Annotated in this window: 13 protein-coding genes and 3 pseudogenes; 2 read left to right on the top strand and 14 right to left on the bottom strand. The window is 39.9% G+C overall.

The features are described 5' to 3' along the window. The first annotated feature begins 24 nt into the window (after positions 1-24). Together P8P68_RS00825 and P8P68_RS00820 are read left to right on the top strand one after the other, a co-directional pair. Positions 25-819 (top strand): ABC transporter ATP-binding protein, encoded by a 795-nt coding sequence (locus P8P68_RS00825; RefSeq protein WP_278275995.1) that lies wholly within the window; start codon positions 25-27, stop codon positions 817-819. A gap of 50 nt (positions 820-869) precedes the next feature. Further along, positions 870-1,073: pseudogene (locus P8P68_RS00820) on the top strand (beta-carotene 15,15'-monooxygenase); the annotation flags it as partial. Positions 1,074-1,363: 290 nt separating this feature from the next. On the opposite strand, the gene P8P68_RS00815 reads toward P8P68_RS00820, so the two are convergent. The 14 genes and pseudogenes from P8P68_RS00815 to P8P68_RS00750 form a co-directional block, all read right to left on the bottom strand. After that, entirely contained in the window at positions 1,364-2,140 is a 777-nt protein-coding gene (locus P8P68_RS00815) for an ABC transporter permease (RefSeq protein ID WP_278275994.1), read from the bottom strand. After that, positions 2,127-3,080, bottom strand: coding sequence for an ABC transporter ATP-binding protein (locus P8P68_RS00810; RefSeq protein WP_278276290.1), 954 nt, complete (start codon positions 3,078-3,080; stop codon positions 2,127-2,129). The genes P8P68_RS00815 and P8P68_RS00810 overlap by 14 nt, the downstream gene beginning before the upstream one ends. Further along, a pseudogene (locus tag P8P68_RS00805) lies at positions 3,061-3,676 on the bottom strand (TetR/AcrR family transcriptional regulator). Before P8P68_RS00805 ends, P8P68_RS00810 begins: the two are co-directional and overlap by 20 nt. A 239-nt stretch (positions 3,677-3,915) precedes the next feature. After that, positions 3,916-4,026, bottom strand: a pseudogene (locus P8P68_RS00800) (SAM-dependent methyltransferase); the annotation flags it as partial. A 282-nt stretch (positions 4,027-4,308) separates the two neighbouring features. Continuing rightward, the gene (locus P8P68_RS00795) at positions 4,309-4,566 is read right to left on the bottom strand and encodes a DUF896 family protein (RefSeq protein WP_000371290.1); all 258 of its coding nucleotides are present in this window, start codon (positions 4,564-4,566) and stop codon (positions 4,309-4,311) included. 41 nt (positions 4,567-4,607) lie between these two features. Beyond that, a complete protein-coding gene (glyS, locus tag P8P68_RS00790) occupies positions 4,608-6,644 on the bottom strand; it encodes a glycine--tRNA ligase subunit beta (protein WP_278275993.1) in 2,037 nt (678 codons plus the stop codon). A gap of 211 nt (positions 6,645-6,855) precedes the next feature. Beyond that, complete coding sequence (gene glyQ, locus P8P68_RS00785) at positions 6,856-7,773, bottom strand: glycine--tRNA ligase subunit alpha (RefSeq protein ID WP_000038746.1); 918 nt, start codon at positions 7,771-7,773, stop codon at positions 6,856-6,858. Between the two features lie 35 nt (positions 7,774-7,808). Beyond that, positions 7,809-8,180, bottom strand: coding sequence for a GFA family protein (locus tag P8P68_RS00780; RefSeq protein WP_000912017.1), 372 nt, complete (start codon positions 8,178-8,180; stop codon positions 7,809-7,811). A gap of 317 nt (positions 8,181-8,497) precedes the next feature. Next, positions 8,498-13,009, bottom strand: coding sequence for a S8 family serine peptidase (locus P8P68_RS00775; protein WP_278275992.1), 4,512 nt, complete (start codon positions 13,007-13,009; stop codon positions 8,498-8,500). Between the two features lie 288 nt (positions 13,010-13,297). Next, positions 13,298-14,140: an aldo/keto reductase gene (locus P8P68_RS00770; RefSeq protein WP_278275991.1), complete on the bottom strand. Its 843-nt coding sequence runs from the start codon at positions 14,138-14,140 to the stop codon at positions 13,298-13,300. 79 nt (positions 14,141-14,219) lie between these two features. Then, positions 14,220-15,611 (bottom strand): peptidoglycan-N-acetylglucosamine deacetylase PgdA, encoded by a 1,392-nt coding sequence (gene pgdA / locus P8P68_RS00765; RefSeq protein ID WP_278275990.1) that lies wholly within the window; start codon positions 15,609-15,611, stop codon positions 14,220-14,222. Between the two features lie 103 nt (positions 15,612-15,714). After that, positions 15,715-17,442 (bottom strand): septation ring formation regulator EzrA, encoded by a 1,728-nt coding sequence (gene ezrA, locus P8P68_RS00760; RefSeq protein ID WP_278275989.1) that lies wholly within the window; start codon positions 17,440-17,442, stop codon positions 15,715-15,717. Positions 17,443-17,522: 80 nt separating this feature from the next. Then, positions 17,523-19,469: a DNA topoisomerase (ATP-hydrolyzing) subunit B gene (gene gyrB, locus P8P68_RS00755; protein WP_101800153.1), complete on the bottom strand. Its 1,947-nt coding sequence runs from the start codon at positions 19,467-19,469 to the stop codon at positions 17,523-17,525. A gap of 13 nt (positions 19,470-19,482) precedes the next feature. Continuing rightward, positions 19,483-20,046 carry an HAD-IA family hydrolase gene (locus P8P68_RS00750; RefSeq protein ID WP_278276289.1) on the bottom strand — a complete coding sequence of 188 codons (564 nt, stop codon included), beginning with the start codon at positions 20,044-20,046 and terminating at the stop codon, positions 19,483-19,485. Positions 20,047-20,097: the final 51 nt, after the last annotated feature.

The following is a 20,097-nucleotide window of genomic DNA, read 5'->3' as shown; positions in this document are numbered from 1 at the left end:
GAGATTTAACGAAAGAGAGTAAAAATGGAAAAGATTATCAAACTAGAAAATGTAAGCTTGGCTAAACAAGGCCGAACCATCTTAAAGGATCTCAACTGGCAGGTGAAAAAGGGGGAGCATTGGGCCATTCTCGGTCTCAACGGTTCTGGAAAGACTACTCTCCTGCGCCTGCTTATGGCTGAACATTGGAAGACCAAGGGCAAGGTGACGGTTCTGGGTACGGAATTTGGCGCTGGCGATATTCCTCAGCTGCGAACTAAGATTGGAGTAGTTGGCTCCTTCATTGCTGAACGCCTGCCTAACCATCTCATTGCCGAAGAAATCGTCCTGACAGGTAAGTATAAAAGCAGTATTCTCTATGCTCCTTACGGGCAAGCAGAGCTGGATCAAGCTAGGGAAATGCTGGTCTCCCTTGGCGGACAAGATTTGATTGGCCGGAGCTACATCAGTCTCTCTCAAGGGGAAAAGCAGCTCTTGCTGATTGCGCGCAGTCTCATGGAAAAGCCAGAACTGCTTATCTTAGATGAAGCGACCAGCGGTCTGGATCTCTTTGCTCGCGAGCGCCTGCTGGATCAGATTGGTAAGATTACACAGATGGAGAACGCTCCAACTATCCTCTATGTCACCCACCATGTTGAGGAAATCACTGCTGCTATGGATCATGTCCTACTCCTAAAAGAAGCTGAAATTATTGCCCAAGGTCCTAAAGGAGACATACTTCAAAAAGAGGTCATGGATCGCTTCTATCCTCAGCCAGTCGAGCTGATTGAGCTGGGAGAAGACCGTTATTTCATCAAGATGGAGAACAGGTCCTCATGAAGCAATTTTCTAACACTATCTTCAACCTGGGCTAGTTTCTAATTCTGACCATGACTGCGATTGTCTTGCCTTTCCTATCTGGACAGAGTCTGCTGTCCCACACTTACATCCCTTTGAGGATTGCTGAAGGGGTCCAATTCGTCAGTAATCCTTGGTATTTCTATCCTATCCTCCTGCTCTTTCTCCTCAGCCTCTTTTTAATCCGGCCCCTGCTAGAAAAAGTTCAGACCAAGCATCTTTTTTGGATTTTGTCCTTCACTTGACTGATGCCCGTAACGAGATTTTACCTTGTTCTAAAACTACCACCTGAGAACGGTTTGACACTTAACTTATCAAAGACAAGGTCATTTTTTCCCAATCGCCTATATATTTAGAAACTATCTTTTCATTTAGGCCAACGGGACTTATATGATACCCTCTCGTCCAAAACTTTCGATTGTCATAATGTACCCCCTCTTATTTTTCAATCTGAACAGGAGGAGGGATTTTGAATGGAAATGAATAAGACTTAGTTTTGTGTTATTAGCTTTTTCATCACTTCATTTTAATCATAATCAGCATACCTCCACCAAGCTATTGTTGCGATAAGACCTAGAATGCTTACCCCAAACAAACTGACAATGCTTCCAAAATTCAATAGTGCTTTTCCTGCAATACCACTTGCAAGTGCAGGAATCGCCCATGGAATGTATTTCCCAAAGTTAAGAGCAGAACCAAGCTGAGAAAAAATAATAGTAAAAATAATAAATGCCAATGGAGACAAATATCCCCGGCCTAAACAAGCAAAAAAAGCCACTGGAGTAGAGAGTACGATCGTAAGAGTAGTACAAAAAACAAAAGTAAGTATACCTTTGAAAATCACCATTAAGCTCCCACCCTCAAGTCCAATCAGATTGCCAGCTAATAATCCTAATAAAAGAGCAAAAATTGATAGAATATAGCTCCACAAAGCGATAACGATAAACTTGGATAATACGATTGTATCTCTTCTTATCGGAAGCGCTAATAGATCGATCATCGTTTTATCAGAATATTCTCTACCAAAAACCCAAGATGCTGTAAATCCAAAAATGAGCAATCCCCCAACAGAAATGACTTGTGATACGGTCATTAAGTACGACGACCAGTCTGTTATCCTCATCATTTCCATTTTTGCAGCAATCAAACCAAGATTTTTGAAATTCTCTGAATATTTCATCATAGTTGCAAACAACCCAACAATAAAAGGAACTAAACAGATAGAACAAGCAGTTACGATGGAAAGTTTTGATTTTATTAACTTTTTCCATTCAATTAAAATACAGGAACTAAGCTTTTTCATTCGAAACACCTCCATTATAGTCATTCAGTATTCTTAAAAAATAATGCTCCAAATCTTCTTTTTCAACAGCCAGCGATTTGGGTGGATAACCTGCATTAACTAGCAATGTAGCAATTTTTTCCGGATATTCCACAGATTTTCTATCAGTTAATTCCAAGAAATTGATATTATTTTCTTTGTCTGATTGAATGTTTGCATGATAGCCATGGTTAGATAATACTTCTTTCATGGCCTTATTATTAGATCCAGTTACTAGTAACCTCTTTTCTAAGTACTGTTCTAATTCTTTGCTTTCAACTTCCCTTATAAGTCTGCCCTCATGTATAATGACTATTCTCGTAGCAATCTTAGATATTTCCTCCAGATTATGACTGGAAATAAGAACAGTTGTACCTAGATGATTCGCCAATTCCTTTAATAATTCCCTCACTTCAATAACTCCAAAAGGATCTAAGCCATTTGTTGGCTCATCAAGAATTAGGATTTTAGGTTTATGAATAATCGCTTTTGCAATTCCTAAACGCGCAACATTTCCTAAAGAAAGATGCTTCTCCTGTTTATGTTCATATTTCTTTAGTTTTAATTTCTCAATTACCCAGTCAATATTATCTTTATTAACCCCTCTTAATTTACTAACTATTTCTAAATTTTCTCTCACAGTTAAGTCTGGATAAGAATAAGGCGTCTCAATAATATAACCTATTTCGTTTCGAAGTTCTAAATTACTTAGATCTAACTTTCTTCCTTGGATATAACATTCTCCTGATGTAGATTTTATCAATCCTAGCATCATTCTCATCGTCGTTGTTTTCCCTGCACCATTTAGTCCTAAAAAACCTACTATTTCACCAGGTTTTATTGAAAGATTCAAGTTGTCGACAACATTTTTTGTTCCATATCTTTTAGAAAGCTTTGCGGTTCTAATTGCTTCTTTCACTATTACCTATCCTCCTTAGTAATTTGCTCAACAATTCCTTGTATAACGAACTTCAATGCGATATCAAATTGTTCTTCACCGATTTCCTCAATGTGTAATATAGTCATAGCAATCGTTCTAAATAAAGCAGAGACGATTTCTACCGATACATTTTCTTTAATGTTGATTCGAGACACAATTTTTTTAACCATCCTATCGTCTATCAGATGATGATTTGTTATCGCCTCTTTCGGCAATTTTCTTAGGAGTAATTCCATTTCATGATTTTTAAATATGGTATACATAAATGAATAGCGAAAATCTTGATAAAAATCATAAAGTAACTGTACCAGACGATTTGTATCTATCTTGGCTTCCATATCTAATTGTTCTGTCAGGCGATTCATAACATCTATTTGATATTCTTCTAAGACCGCAAAAAATAACATTTCTTTTGAGGAATAAAAATTATAAAAAGAACCTTTGGAAATATCTACCATTGCTGCCATCTGGTCAACTGTGGTTTTCTTAACCCCATATCTTTGAAGGCATTCCTTTGCAACTTTATGTAATTTCTTTCTAATTACTTCTTTTTCTTCAGTAGTAAAAGCAGTAGCCATAACTTCCTCCTAAAAACTCTGTGACGTTTTTTGATTTTATAGTCATAGAATATCATATAAATTGAAAAATGTCAAAAGTCTTATATCTTCTATGTAAGAAAATATAAGATTTTAAATTTACACACACCTCAATTCTCTTCATTTAGACCTAATTATTCGATTTTCACGATTTAAAAAATAAGGATACAGTACTGAAAGCTCCTATTATCTGGCTTTTCTCTCTGTAACCTTATTGTATCTCAAGTTCCTTCTCTCAATTTCTCAATCATGACCAAGAAAGATGGATTGTTAATCTGATTGATGGTCTTGTAGAGGGCAACAGTGAAGTCCCGCTGAGGCAGGTAACTAAGATTAGCTGAGCATTGTTCAAGCAAGCTTCTGCCAAACCGCTGGCAGTTTACTACTTCATTTAAAACAAAGAGTCTGAGACAAAAAGATTTTGATTTTAGGAATTCCTTATTATAAATTTTTAAAATCGATAGATTAGAGCAAAAAAGCGAACAAGACAGAATTCTGAGTGTCAGATAACTCGTTTTGTTCGCTTTTTATATTGAAGATTAGACTTTTGTCCCAGACTCTTTTTTATTACAACAGAAAAGGGGAATGTAAATCATCTACAACCCCATTTCGTTTTATGAGTTAGGATCATCTATACTACGGCCGTGTAACCCTTTTTCACGTTGTACTTGGCGTAGTTTTTCTGGTGTGACATCATTTCCTTCCTCGTCCACAATTTTAATTCCTTCAATGTGGTGACGAACAGAGCGACGATAGCCTTCGATGTACTCCTCACGAAGTTTAGCTTGTTCCACTTTTTCAGCAGAAGTTAAGCCTTCTGTTTTTTTCTTTTTGGCAAGCTCGTTGATGCGAGCGATTTTTTTCGGATCCATTTCTTCTCCTTTGTGATAAGATACAGTCCGTTTGACTGAGTTTATTTAGTATTGATTTGGTTAAAACGTGCGAGCTTAGCTGCTTTCTTGGTTAGTTGCGACAAGATAGCCAAACGATTTTGTCGAACAGTCTGATCTTCAGCCATTACCATGGTATTTTCAAAGAAAGCATCAATAACTGGGCTAAGCGCAAAGAGTTGTTCTAATTGCTGACTTACAGTCCCTGACAAAACGAGTGATTCTACTGCTTCTGCCAAGGCTTTCTCTTCTTCATTCTCAAAGAGAGCAGGATCAACAGTATCAGTTCCTTCGGCTTTTTCAGCCAAGTTGAAAGCACGAGAGAGGGATTCGACAGATGGTTTGAAGTCTTCTTCCTTACTTGCTTCTACGAGAGCACTTGCCGCTTCCAACATATCCGCCACAACAAAGTTTGAACTTGCAAGGACTGCTTCCTTGATATCTTTTGGAGTAGAACCCATCATCTTATCAACACGAGCCTTGATAAAGTCCATAACCTCTGCTTTATTTTCATAAGTCAAGCTGTCGAATTTCAAAGCATAAAGGCTATCAATCAGCTCATCCATAGCAATGTGCCAACCAAAAGCATCCAAGATACGAACCACACCTTGCGTCGCACGACGAAGGGCATAAGGGTCATTAGAACCTGATGGAATCAAGCCTACTGAGAAGAAACTCAAAATCGTATCCAATTTGTCTGCAATGGCTAGAATGGCTCCAACCTTGCTCTCTGGAAGTTCACCTTCGGCTGATGTAGGCATATAGTGTTCACGAATAGCAGCTGCCACCGCTGGAGTTTCTCCAGCAAGAAGGGCATATTTTTCACCCATAATACCTTGGAGCTCATCAAACTCACCAACCATACCCGTCAACAAGTCAAACTTGTAAATGGCTGCTGCACGCGCTAGGTCAACCGTTTCATCCACTGACAAACCAGCCTTTTCTGCCAAGAGAATGGCAATCTGCCCTGTACGAATCATGTGTTCACGAAGGGAACCAATCTTCTCATGGAAAGTCACATGGTTCAATTTTTCAACAAGATCTGAAATGACCAATTTTTGGTCTTCACGCCAGAAGAATTCACCGTCTTCCAAGCGGGCTACCAAAACTTTTTCATTTCCTTTGATGACATTTTCCAAATGCTCTGCGTTTCCGTTACGAACTGAAATGAAGTTTGGTAGGAGTTTACCGTCTTGATCACGAACAACAAAGTAACGTTGGTGTTCTTTCATCGAAGTTACCAAAACTTCTTCTGGAACTTCAAGGTATTTGGCATCAAAACTTCCCATAAAGGCAGTTGGGTATTCAACCAAGTTCAAGACTTCATTGAGCAAATCAGCATCAATTTCGATACGTACACCATGTTCAGCTTCGATTGCCTTGATTTGGTCAACAATCATTTGCTCACGTTCACGTGGATCCGCGATTACAAACTGCTTACGAAGATCTTCTTCGTAGCTCAATGCTGACTGAATCTTGGTTTCTTGTCCCAAGAAACGATGACCGCGACTCACACGATCACCCTTGATATCAAGGAAATCCAAATCAAACTCTTCTTCATCTAAAAGAACAGTCAAAGTGTGTACAGGGCGGATATATTCAAAAGTGTTGTTAGCCCAGTGCATGCTGACAGGGAAAGTCAGTGACTTCAAGACGTCTACTACACCTGGAACAATGGCTTCAACTGGTTGCCCCACTTCTTCCTTGGTAACATAGACATATTCTTCACCTTTGATTTCACGGAATTCAATATCTTCAACTGTCAAGCCTTTTCCACGGACAAATCCTTGAGCTGCTTTGGTGAAGTTTCCATCACTATCCAAGGCGATTTTCTTTGCTGGACCCTTGAAATCTTCTGTCAAATCAGACTGTTTGTCTGCAAGTCCAGTCACACGAACAGCCAAACGACGTGGTGTTGAGAAAGTTTGAATGGCTTCAAAAGACAGGCGGTTTTCCTTGAGGAAGGCTGCCATTTTTTCACCTAATTGTTTTTCGCTTGGAGTTACTACGTAGGCTGGTAACTCTTCAAGACCGAGTTCTACTAATAAGTTTTTTGTCATATTTTTTCTCCGAAAAGTATCTTTTTATTTTCCAGTTTGCCTTATGTGATTGGCACGCAAGCAACCAACTTCGTTGTTTCATTGCTAAAATTGGAGCCGAAAGTCTCCAATTTTGCCTAGTATCCTTAGCTTCGCTAAGGATACCTTCATCACTACGGCAACTGGCTCAAGGCTCACTCTGTTCGCCCATTTTCGTAAACTGTCACTCTCTTTATTCTGCGTCTTCTGCTAGGAGTTTAGCTCGTGTTGCTTCATCCAAAAGTGGGTAGCCTAGGCGTTTGCGTTCTGCGACAAAAGTTTTAGCTACGACACGGGCCAAGTTACGGATACGAGCGATATAGCCAGCGCGCTCGGTTACGGATACAGCACCACGCGCATCAAGCAGGTTAAAGGTATGTGAACATTTGAGAACATAGTCATAGGCAGGGTGAACCAAGCCCTCTTCCAAGGCACGACCAGCTTCCTTTTCAAACTTATCAAAGTTTTCAAGCAACATTTCTTGATCCGAAATTTCAAATGAATATTTTGAGTGCTCGTACTCAGGCTGGATGAAAATTTCTCCATATTTTACGCCATCGGCCCACTCGATATCATAGACAGAGTCCACTTCTTGAATGTAAGAAGCCAAACGTTCCAAACCATAGGTAACTTCCGAAGTCACAGGTCCAGTTGCCAATCCACCGACTTGTTGGAAGTAAGTGAACTGAGTGATTTCCATCCCATCAAGCCAAACTTCCCATCCAAGACCAGCTGAACCAGTAGAAGGATTTTCCCAGTTATCTTCAACGAAGCGGATATCGTGTTCCAAAGGATTGATACCCAATTTTTCCAAAGACTCAAGGTAAAGTTCTTGGATATTTGATGGAGAAGGCTTCATGACCACTTGGAATTGGTGGTGTTGGTAGAGACGGTTAGGGTTTTCCCCGTAACGACCGTCAGCAGGACGACGTGATGGCTCTACATAAGCTGCATTCCATGGCTCAGGTCCGATAGCGCGAAGGAAAGTGTAAGGACTCATTGTCCCCGCACCTTTCTCATTATCGTAAGCCTGCATGAGCATACAACCTTGGTCATTCCAAAATTGTTGCAAAGTCAAAATAATTTCTTGAAATGTTAATTTCTTAGACATTGAATACTCCTTTAATTTATATTATCTTTTTAGCTTTATTCATCAAGCAACCAAGAAAAAGCTGGGTCTTGAAAAATATGACGTTTGGGAACCGTTTGTAAATTCTGATCGCATTCGTCTATTGTACCTAGTTTCAAAGCACAGACTTCTGGTATATTTTCTTGAGCAGTGAAAATTTGACTATGACAGTTCTGACAGTAATAGCGTTGTTTTCCTGGAGATGAACTATAGGTAACCAACTGTTCTTTTCCATGCAATACTAGGTTTTTACTGCTAACTTTGGCATTCACTGTATAGGCAGACGCAGTTGCTTTCCGACAGAATGAGCAGTGGCAAAAAACTAATTCCGACAATTCCTCATCTAAAGTGTAGGTCACTGCTTTGCATAAACAAGATCCTTTAAGCATTATGCTCCTTTCTACTTAGGCATTAGACGAAATTCAAAAAGAACCGAATTTCAACACCCAAGCCTTGCGACTAGGGGCGTCAGAAACGCGGTTCCACCCTAATTTATTACTTCATTGTTTTTAAAAATACGACAGAAAGCGCCAGTTTCTTACCTTGTTCTACTTGGCTCCCACTATCCCAAGCTCGCTTGAAGAACGCCATAAGACTTTCTTTCCTAGCTAGTATTATAGCAGATTTTCTAGCTAGTGTAAACCAAAAATGAGTCTGAAAACAAAGTTCCAGACTCATTTAATAGTAAAGCTTCAGAAAATCCTGTTTAAGGATGTCTTTTCACTTTTGGTTTTTTGCCATGCAGATTTCTCTTGGCTTGTTTCAAGGCTGTAATGGCATCTTTGACATCTTCTTGGCTAGCTCCTGGATCTTTAAGGAGTTCCTGTGCCTCTTTAAAAGTTAAAAGATAAGCTGCTTTTTCTTTCTTGTCTGCATAGATAAATCTCGCGTTCTTTTCTTGGAAAAGGCGTTCATCTTTGACCAGTTTCTTCAGACTAGAGAAGTCAGTAGCTTTGCCATTCAGTTTGCTTTTAGCTGTTGCTAGGACAATAAGAGATTGATCAATTTGATCCTGTTTGACTTTAGGATCTACAGCTAGTAAGGCAATTTCTTGGAAGGCACGATCATAAGCTCGACGTACTTTTTCCTTGGCATTCGCATATCGTCCAGTTTTAGTCGTTGCATAGTAAGCTTTCATAGCTTCTTTCAAGGCTGTAACGTTCGAATCTTTTCCATCCAAAGCCTTACCAGCAGCTTCAAGACTAGCGAGAACGCCATCAATCAATTCTTGCTTCAACTTGCTTGACAAGGCTGACTGCGCCACTTGGAAAGCTTGGTCATAAGCTTTTCTCTTATCTGCACTACTATTAAAGTAGCGAGACGTTTCTACCAGTTCTTTTTGTTGATTTACCGCAGCAATCAAAGCCAACTTAGACACAACAGATAGACGCAAAGCATTATTTCGACCTGGCTGAACGAGCAAGGAAACGAGATCTTCAAGGAGTTCATATCCAGTTGGCAAGGTGACTTGTACAGTATAACGACCTGTAGCAACTTTCTTACCAAAGGCGTATTGACCGTATTTTTCAGCAGGAAGAGTGATACTTGTCCCATCTTCACCTTTCAGAACCACTGTAGTCGTCTTTGGAACGGCTTGATTGAAGGAAACAGACACTGGTGCATATTCTAGGAGATTTGCTAGGAAGGTAATGGTTTGGAAACTATTTTCTTCCGTCAAGTCAAACTCTTGGGACAAGGCACTGATAAATTTCAATTCTGTTCGGTCATAACTGAAAATTTCTGCTGTATAATGACCAAATTGTAAGAAATGAATCGCTTTTGTCTTGTCAACATCAACATATTGCCCCTTGCTATTTTTGATTCGATAGACGTAGAGGGTATCAATATCCTGGTTTGTTTTTGCATCCTTCAAGGCAATTTTCACTCGCCCACTATTTTGATCGCGGACAAGTTCAGCAAGTGAGATATAGTCTACATTTCCTGCATAATCCTCTACAAGATAGTAAATATTAGCCTTGTCAACATCCTTAGGAAGTGTATAACTACCATCAGCATTGGCTTTGATCAGATGGGTGTTCTCAAGCGCACGAGTTCCAGACTGGTCTTTCCCAGTTAAAACCATGGTCCCTTTCTGGTCAAATGGTGTGATATAGAAGACTTTTTCTGAAAGGATACCACCTTGACCCACATCTTTTGGTTTTCGAGCTACGAATTCTTGATTTCCATCTTTAAAGCGAATATAACCACTTGTGATGACAGGTTTTTGAGTATCAATCTGAATTTTAAAGGTCGTGTATTGTTCTTTAGCTCCTGGAACGTCTGGTGTATAACTGATAACATAGTCATATAAACCATCTGCAACAGTATTGCCATCAAAATCCTGACCTCTCCAAGCGGTATTATCTAGAATATAACTCTTCAGATTTCTACTGTCTCCATCAAAGTAATTCTTGCGAAGATCCTTTGCATCGCCCTCCCAAATAGGATGTTCATGCTTGGTATCCGTAGCCGCATAAACTGTAGCCCGAAGATTTACAAGATTTCTCAAAGCAACCGTTTTGTATTCAACTAGGTCTTTGTTTCCATCATCGTTTGGAGAAATAGCAATACGGACATTCCCTTTTTCGTCCAACTGAAGAACATGCTTACCTTCAGCATTTTGTTCAATTCCAAGAACGGTAATTCGGCGTCCTTGGCGTTGACCTTTAGAAACTAGAAGGTCATTTTGCAAGGTGGCTAGATAGGTCGCAGCATTAGAGTAGTTAACTGCAGGATTTTCCTTGTCTACCTCTGTGTAAAATCCATTTTTCCCTTCTCGGACAAGATTGTAAATTGGTTTTTCGACAGCAGGGAGATTTTGGAATTTACCTCGGAAGCCCATAAATGCAAGACTCACAACATCCCCATCATCTGCTGGATCTACAAATCGAACAAACCCTTCAAGGAAATAGCCATTTGGCATTTGTTTGCTGAGTTCAGCAGCAAATTTTCGAGCATCCACTTTAACAGTGACTGTTTGACTGCTGTGGGCTTTAACAGTCACTTCAGGCCAGACTGTCTCCGTTAGTTTTCGAGGTCGAAGGGTGAATTTTCCATTTTGGACTTCGTCTGTATTGGTATTCACTACCATCTTGAGAGTACGGTCAGTATCTGAAATATTGTGTACAGTGACCTTGAAAGTAAATTGATCTCCAACATTTCCTAAAGTCACGCTTGGATAACCATTTTCACCCGTTACATAGAGGTCTGTTGACACTGCAGCAGCTGTATCCACAATACCAGAACCTTGCTGACGAGGAGAGGTATAAGTGCCTGTGTCCTTATTAACATGTGGTTTTGCAGTTGACATGATCAAGGCCTTGACAGTCTCTGATACTTGCTCAGGAGTCAATTCTGGATGGTGTTTTTGAAGGTATTCCTTAACCAAAACTGCAACACCCGTAACGTGAGGAGCCGCCATACTGGTTCCGCTGATACTACCATAGGTATTGTCATTAAAGGATGAGTAGATATTGCCGCCAGGAGCTGTCACATCCGGTTTCAATTGTCCATCAGTAGTCACTCCCCAACTTGAAAAGTCAGATAGCTGATTGGCTACATCAGAAGGACGATTATCCATCTTACCATTAAAAACAATCTTGTAGTTCCCAGATTTTAAGGCTTCACCATACTGTTTAGAAATAAATACAGAAGGAATTTTCTTTGCTTCATCATCAATAGACATATTGATGTTTGCACCCTCTACATTATTGTAGATTAAAGCACCAACTGCACCGTGTTTTCGTGCATTTTTGATCTTCTCTGAAAAGTTCATGGCTCCACGCTGAATGAGGGCAAGTTTCCCAGTTAAATCCAACTTCGCAAAGTCTTCTTCACGACCTAACCCTGCTTCGACGTATTCATACTCTTTTCCTTTTTCAAAGTCCTTATCTGCTTCAGGTTGATTATAATCAAATTTTCCGTTATGAAGGCCGGCATTTCCCTCTAGACCTTTGACTTCAAAAACCGCTGTCGTCAATGTTTTATTGTTGACAGAAGCAACTGAAATCGAATCTTCAACAGTGGATGGATTTCCAACCAAGCCATAGTCTGGGTTTTCGGCTAGTGGTTTTGAATAACCATTTCCGAATGTATTGCTATTTCCTGCTGAGATAAGAACAGATACTCCCTTGGCACGAGCCCGTTTGATGGCATCCACGATATCGGAACCAGCATCCACCATAGAACCAGTGCTAGATCCCAAACTCATATTAATGGCATCTGCTCCTAAGGCAACTGCATCATCAATCGCCTTTACATAAAGGGCAGAACTGGTCGTTTTTTGGCGATCTGAAAAGACACGCATAAACATGACTTGGGCTTCTGGCGCCACACCATAAACTTTTTCGCCATTCGGTGCTTCTTTATCAGGATTTCCAGCTGCAATCCCTGTTACGTGCATCCCATGAGAAGTTCTTTCTGCTTCTTTGATTTTATCTGTTCCGTCAAAGTAGTCATAGGCATAGACAACCTTATCACTATACCATTTACCGTAGTCGATTCCAGCAGCCTTTTTAGCTGCTTCAATGGCTTCCTTGTTTTTAAATTTTGCTTTTGACGGATCCGAAATTCGAAGTACCTCATGATTCAAATCAAGTCCAGAGTCAATAATGGCAACAACGGTCCCTGTTCCCTTGTAACCAGCCTTCCAAGTTTTCGGTACTGTGATGATATCATTACTTGAAAGACTATTGGGTTTTGCAGACTCAGCTTTTTCTTGTTCTTTTTCAGTAGTTGCTGTTTCTCCAGTAGTTTTAGGAGCTGTCGTTGCTTGAGCCTCTTTGTTCTCTATGTTAGAAGCCTTCTCAGTAGCAGGCGCTGGACTGGTAGCGACTGTTGTTTCTTTTTGAACGACACCTTGGTCTACTTCTTTTGCAACTGCGCTATCTTTTCCTGATTCTTGGGCTTCAGCAGTTTTATCAACCGAAGCTTCTACCTTAGCATCTTGTTTACTAGCATCCTCTTTAGAAGTTTCAGCTTCTTGTTTCTCTCCAACTACTGGAGCTATCACATTATTATTGGTTTGGTCAGTCGCAGAGTTTGAGTGTTTATCGTCTTTTAGCTCTGTCTTAATTTCCTGAGTTTGAGCTTGATTTTCACCTGTACTCTGCTCATTGGCACTGACTTGACTTGCTCCAAAAACCAAAGCAGTTCCCAATAAAACTGAAGCAAGACCAAATTTGTATTTCCGTAATGAAAAACGTTGTCGTCTATTCATACATAATCTCCTTTTTCTTTAAAGTATACCTATTATAGCGCAAATAGGTATAAATTTTTACAAAAATCTGAATTGTCACAAAAATGTAATATTTACGTATATATCTTACTTATTTAATTTTATCATTCGTGTTATTTTCTCCATCAAACCAATATTTTCTAAATTTGTTCCTATATTTCAATCCATGAAATTATTTCATTATACAAACAATCTAGATTTTTTATACACAAAAAGACTAGGATTAAAATTCCTAGTCTTTGTTATTTCAGTATAAATAGATTTTACAAACTAAAAATCCATCTCATCCACACGAGGTGCGCCCGAAGTCACTGAAATTGTCTTTAAGACTTCTCGCTCGTCTTTGCTGAGTTCAATTCCAAAACAGTCGAGATTGCTCTGGATACGAGAGACTGTCACTGACTTAGGTAGGGGTAAAAAACTTTCTGCCAAACTCCAAGCCAAGGCAATTTGAGCCACTGATTTCCCATGCTTCGCAGCAATTTCTTGGACTTCTTTCTGTTCAAACAACTCTCCTTGGCCAAAAGGTCCCCAAGCCTCTAAGAGAATTCCTTTCTCTCTACAGTAGTCAACCACTTCCACTTGATAAACTCCTGGTGCCAAGCGCACCTGATTGACCGCTGGAATGATTCTTGCTGTTTCAAGCAAGGTATCCAAATGATGGGGGAGGAAGTTACTAACGCCGATGGCACGGATTTTGCCTTCTTGGTAAAGATCCTCCATCGCTCTCCAGACTTCAGCATTGCGAGTTTTCCATTCGCCATTTTCTCTTAAAGGTTTAGGATTTGGCCAATGGATAAGGTACAAATCTAGATAATCCAATCCCAGTTTTTCCATTGATTCTTCAAATGCTTGGCGAGCTTCATCATAGCTGTGATTGGTATTCCAGAGTTTGGTCGTTACAAAGATTTCTTGTCTTGGAATACCGCTATCTCGAATAGCACGTCCAACACTTTCCTCATTTTTATAGATAGCTGCAGTATCGATATGACGATAGCCGGCCTTTAAGGCTTCTAAAACGGCTTGGTAGGCCACCTCTCCATTTTCAGCTTTCCATGTTCCAAATCCTAGTACAGGAATTGAAATTCCATTATTAAGGGTATAAGATTTCATCGTTTCTCCTTTCTATGTGAAGAAAATCTAAAGAAACAAAACCCGATTAACAGAGGCATGTCTCTTTAGATTTTGAAGATTATTGATCACGGTCATAATACATTTCGTGAGCTTTCAAGCGAGAATTGAGTAATTCGGGAACGGTCACAAATGTATACCCTTCACCCTTTAAATACTCAATAACACTTGGTAGGGAATTAACAGAAGGACCATGGATATCATGCATGAGGATGATGGAACCATTGCGAACCTGACGCTGTATCTCTGTCAAAATGGCTGTCTCATTTTTACTCTTCCAGTCCAAACTATCCACATCCCACATGATGAAGCTTAAATCAAGGCCATTTCGAATATCATCAGTGATAGCACCATAAGGCGGGCGCATCAGTTTAGAACTCGAACCTAGAACTTGGGTTAACAAATCTTCTGTATCCGTGATTTGCTTTTTTGCATCTTCGAGAGATAGTTGGGAAAGGACAGGATGACTCCAGCTGTGGTTGGCAACCACATGTCCTTCAGACTTCATCCGTTTAAGGATGTCTTCATTGCCAGCGATGTTTTTACCAAGTACAAAGAAGGTCGCCTTTACTTTGTACTTAGCTAATGTATCCAAAGCTTGTGTAGTTGTAGATGGATTTGGACCATCGTCAAAGGTCAAGGCTACAACTTTTTTATTTTTCTTAGCAAAGTATGCTTGGTAAAGTTCAGCATCTTTTTCTAATAGATAAGAGGACTCCAAAACATCAAAGAAACTGGATATGGGTAGAGCAATTTCCTCAACAGTCTCTCCAGGATTAGCAGGATAAAGGATGATTTGACTATCCTTATAATCAAAACTCCAGGATGTCAATTCTTGGTCTGTGAAGCTCTTTATAACATGATCAATTTTTGCCTGGTCAAGTTTCTTATCTTCTAGAGTTGTTTTGATTTGAGTCAGTAAGAGTTCCTTAGCCTTGCTAGCATCTTTGAAGAGTTTGCTAAGGTCAAAATCTTTCCCATCTTCAGTCAAGAAAATTTTCCCTAAGGAAGTCTTTTCTTTTTCTTCAACCTTTGATGCAGACAAATCGTAGACTTGCTTACTGATACTACGAGCAACAACTCCCTTTAAGACTGGGTCCAACTGCTCACTATAATAAAAGACCAAATCCTCTTTATCTTCCAGCTTTTCTTTGATATCCTGGTTGATTTTTTCTCTAACAGACGCAATGACTTCCTCTCCTTGCAGAGGGTAGTAGGCAATCACCTCAGCTTGACCTTTTCGGAAATGGTCCTTCTGACTACCTGAGTTGAATTGCTGGTCCTTTTCGCTTTTTAGCGCTTCAATTTTTTGTTCGTAAGATTGCTTTTGTAGTAGCTTATAACCAATAGCACTCCCTAATAGAATCGTAGCAATTCCTAAGATTCCAACAAGGGAAAGCAATAGCCTTCTCGTTTTATCGTGAGAAACACGTTTCGCTCTATTTTTTTTCATATTTCCATCATATCAAATCGAGGCTATTATTTCAATGATAAACAGGGATTCTGTCTTTTTTTAGGAAAATAAAAAAGCTTAGAAATCTTCTAAGCTTCTATTTTTAAAAACGAATCGCTTCACGTGTTTTCTCATATGAAGTTACAAAACGGTTTGTAACCCCTGGTTCAGCAACTTCCAAGGCTTGTGAAATTTTTTCAAATGATGCCTGGTAGTCAAACTCTTTTTCAAAAATTTCAAGCGCTTCGTTGAAGGCCTCTTGGATACGCTCATCAAATGAACGGTAACGGTTTGAGTATTGGAGTAGTTGCTCCGTCAAGGTTGCATATTGAACGATATCATAGGTTTCTGTTTCAAGTGCTTCCATATCATTTGTTGCAATTTCAAGAATTCGTTTAACCGATTCAATATTCACTTGTGGTTGTTCTAACTCTGCCATCAAATCTTCTGTGTTATGACTTGCAGTAAAGAAAAGTTTCAAGAAACTTTGAGGAATACCTGGCAAGTTTCTCTTCTCCATGTAACGTTTGATAGTATGCAAACGGTTCACATAGACATTTGCTTTTTGGCGAGCATTGAGGTCGTCTTTTTCAATTTGCGCAAGTCGTTCGCTAACAGAGATTTGCTCATCCTCTATATCCTTGAGGTTGCTTTGAAGCATTTCCAACTGTTCTTCAAGAGCAGAGTAGGCTTGTGTTGACTCACCTTGATCCTCTGTCACTTCCATGATTGCCGTATCAAGTGCAGCCAATTCTGCTTGAAGACGACGAACATGATTTCCATCACTTTCAGGAAGAAGGTAGGTTTTAGTCAAGCGTTCAAGATCTTGAACAAGCACCTGATTATTTTCTTTCAAGTGGTTGAGATAAGTTGGTAATGTAGCAAGAAGACTTTCAACTACTTTTTGAGCTGCAATTTCACGAGTGAAGATATCATAAAGGGCGTTGATTTCTTCTTGGATGCGATTATTTTCATACTCTGCATTGTCCAACTCCAACTGACGGATGTTTTCTTGATTATTCTTCAAAGATTCATGCAAAAGTTGGAAACGAGACTCGATATCTGTTTCTGTAAAGTGGTAGTTGGCATCCAACAGCTTGCGATAGCCTTCTTCCAAATCTGCTAATTGTTCTGGCAGTTCCTTTGTCAAGGTTTCAACAAGAGCTGGAATACGATCAACGATGTGTGTCAAAGCAAGAATATGATTTTCAGTTGAATCAAGAATTGCTGCCGCTTCAACTGGGTCACCTGATGAATTTAGGGTAACAAATTGAGAGAATTCAGATTGGATGTTTTCCAATTGTTTCTCAATCTCAGGAAGGGCCTTCCCATATTTCTCCGAGTCTTCTGCAACGGTATGTTGAAGGGATTCAAACAAGTCCAAGGCATGAAGGACACGGCCACTATTCTTAGATTCTTGCTTTTCAAGTTCAGAAAGGGCATTGCGAATAGCAGCAATGTCTTCTTCAATCAAGCCGATTTGGCTCTCAATTTGATCAATCTTGTGAGCAGCTTTGAAAAAACGGAAAGAATTATTGTAGCTTTCAGCTTCAAAGAGGTGATTTTCGATATCAGCAAATGAGTTCAGAGATAAATCAACCCATTTTTGGTTCCATTCACGGAAGGTCACCTGGCTTTGACCAATCAAGTGCATGTTTTTAACGGCTTCAACCTCATCATTTACAGGAAGGTTGTAGAGTTCTTCTTTTCTTTCTTCAAGGGCCGTTAATCTGCTTACATTACGCTTACGTAAAAAGATAGCTGTTACATAAGCTAAGATCAGAATGACTGCAATTGCAACCATTAGATAAATTAGTTGTCCATTAGACATATCAAACTCCTTTTATACTAGAAACAATCGTAATGATTATATCATATTTTTTAAACCAAGGGAACTATTTCCCACATTTTTTAGACGTCAAGTGTACTGTAAACAGCGTTTTCTTCGATAAATTCGCGACGAGGTTCTACTCGATCTCCCATCAACATATCAAAGATTTTATCTGCTTCGGCAGCATCATCTACCGAAACACGCGCCATCAAGCGATGTTCAGGATCCATGGTTGTTTCCCATAATTGGTGGTCATCCATTTCTCCCAAACCTTTATAACGTTGGATGGTTGGTTTTGAACGCCCTTCACTGTGACGTGCTAAGGCTTCTTGGAGTTTAATTTCTTGATCTGCACCAGGTTGAATGTATTCTTTGATCTCACTTCCAACCTTAACCCCATAAATCGGTGGTTGGGCAATGTAGACATAACCAGCCTCTAAGATTGGTTTCATATAGCGATAAATCAAGGTTAGCAAGAGAGTTCGAATGTGGGCTCCATCAACATCGGCATCGGTCATCAAAACGAGTTTTTGGTAACGAGCCTTAGTGACATCAAATTCTGCACCAAATCCTGTTCCCATGGCTGTGAAAAGACTTCGAATTTCTTCGTTTGCAAGGATTTTATCCATGCTAGCTTTTTCAACGTTCAAGATCTTACCACGAATTGGAAGGATAGCCTGAAACTCACGGTTACGACCAGATTTGGCTGATCCACCAGCTGAGTCTCCTTCGACGATGAAGAGTTCGGTTTCAGCAGGGTTGTTAGAAGAACAGTCTGCTAGTTTTCCTGGCAAATTGGAAATTTCCAAGCCAGATTTCTTGCGTGTGACTTCACGCGCACGTTTGGCAGCTACACGAGCCTTGGCAGCCAAAATCCCTTTTTCCACGATACGCTTGGCGATCTGTGGATTTTCCATGAGGAAATCAGTGAAGGCATCGCTGAAGAGGCGATTGGTAATCTTGACTACTTCACTATTCCCCAGTTTGGTCTTGGTTTGTCCTTCAAACTGCGGGTTTGGATGCTTAACTGAGATAACTGCAGTCAAGCCTTCACGGACATCTTCCCCTGTTAGGTTATCTTCATTGTCTTTTAGTAGCTTATTCTTGCGAGCATAATCATTGATAACACGTGTCAGCGCTGTACGGAAACCTTGCTCATGCGTACCACCTTCATGGGTGTGAATGTTATTGGCGAAACTCATGACGTTTTCGTGGTAACCGGTTGTGTACTGCATGGCTACTTCAACTGTGATATCATCCATCTCACCGTCTGTGTAGATTGGTGTATCAAAGATAACATCCTTGTTCTCGTTGATATATTCAACGTAGCTAGCAATCCCACCCTCATAGTGGTATTGTTTAGTCTGTTCGAGACCTTCACGCTTATCTGTGATGGAGATTCGAAGGCCTCGGTTCAAAAAGGCTAGTTCTTGAATACGTTTGTTTAATTTTTCAAAGTCAAAAGTTGTTGTTTCTGTAAAAATCTCTGGATCTGGTGTGAAGTGAACTGTTGTTCCCGTTTTATCCGTATCTCCAACCACCTCAAGATCAGCAACTACATGACCACGACGATATTCTTGGTAATGAATCTTACCGTTTTTATGGACATGAACATCTAGTTGAGTTGAGAGGGCGTTTACTACTGATGAACCTACACCGTGCAATCCACCTGAAACCTTGTATCCGCCACCGCCGAATTTTCCTCCAGCGTGAAGAACTGTAAAGACAGTCTCAACAGCGGGACGTCCTGTTTTTTCCTGAATATCAACAGGAATTCCACGCCCATCATCCACAACGGTGATGGAATTATCTGGCTCTATAAAGACTTGGATGTGACTGGCAAATCCAGCTAGAGCTTCGTCAATTGAGTTATCAACGATTTCCCATACTAGATGGTGAAGACCTTCTTTTGAAGTCGATCCAATATACATACCTGGACGCATACGAACAGCTTCAAGTCCCTCCAAAACTTGAATTTGACTGGCATCATAATCTTGTGCCTGTTGATTTTTGATTTCTTCTGTCATTTTTTCCCTTTTCTTACATGTCTATTGCTTGTCTCAATGTCGCAACGTTATTAAAAAGATAGGCATCTAAGCCAGCAGCTTTACCTGCTTCTACATCAATATTTCTGTCACCAATGACCAAACCAGATGTAATATGATATTTATCACGTAAATAAATCATGGACTCAGGATCTGGCTTCCGTTTAAAGCCAGAACTAGCAGTCACCACCTCGGTGAAGTAGTTCGCTATCTGGGTCTTAGCAAGAAGTTCTAGTACTTGGTCATTTCGATGAGAAACTAAGAAATGGCGTCCACCCTTATCAGAGATGTCTTTGAGTAACTCTGGAATTCCCTCAAACAAAACTGGGTGCTCTAGCTCACGTGCTTCATTTTCTTTGTAGTGCTCTAAAAAATCCTCGATATCTGGGGCAAACTTCTCAATGGCAAAAGCTGTCGAAACCTTCAAGGCTTCGTAAACACGGTCGTGTTCTTGCTCTATTCCATATTGGGCCAAGGTTTCTACAAAAGCTGCTGTAGAAGTCTCGTAATTATCCAATAGGGTACCACCTAAATCCCATATGTAGTCGTGATATTTCATACCCTTCATTATAGCATTTTTTTATGAAAAAAGCGATGATTTCCTAGATTT

The organism is Streptococcus sp. D7B5 (assembly GCF_029691405.1).
Lineage (GTDB): Bacteria > Bacillota > Bacilli > Lactobacillales > Streptococcaceae > Streptococcus.
This window is presented reverse-complemented; position numbering and strand designations above follow the sequence as displayed.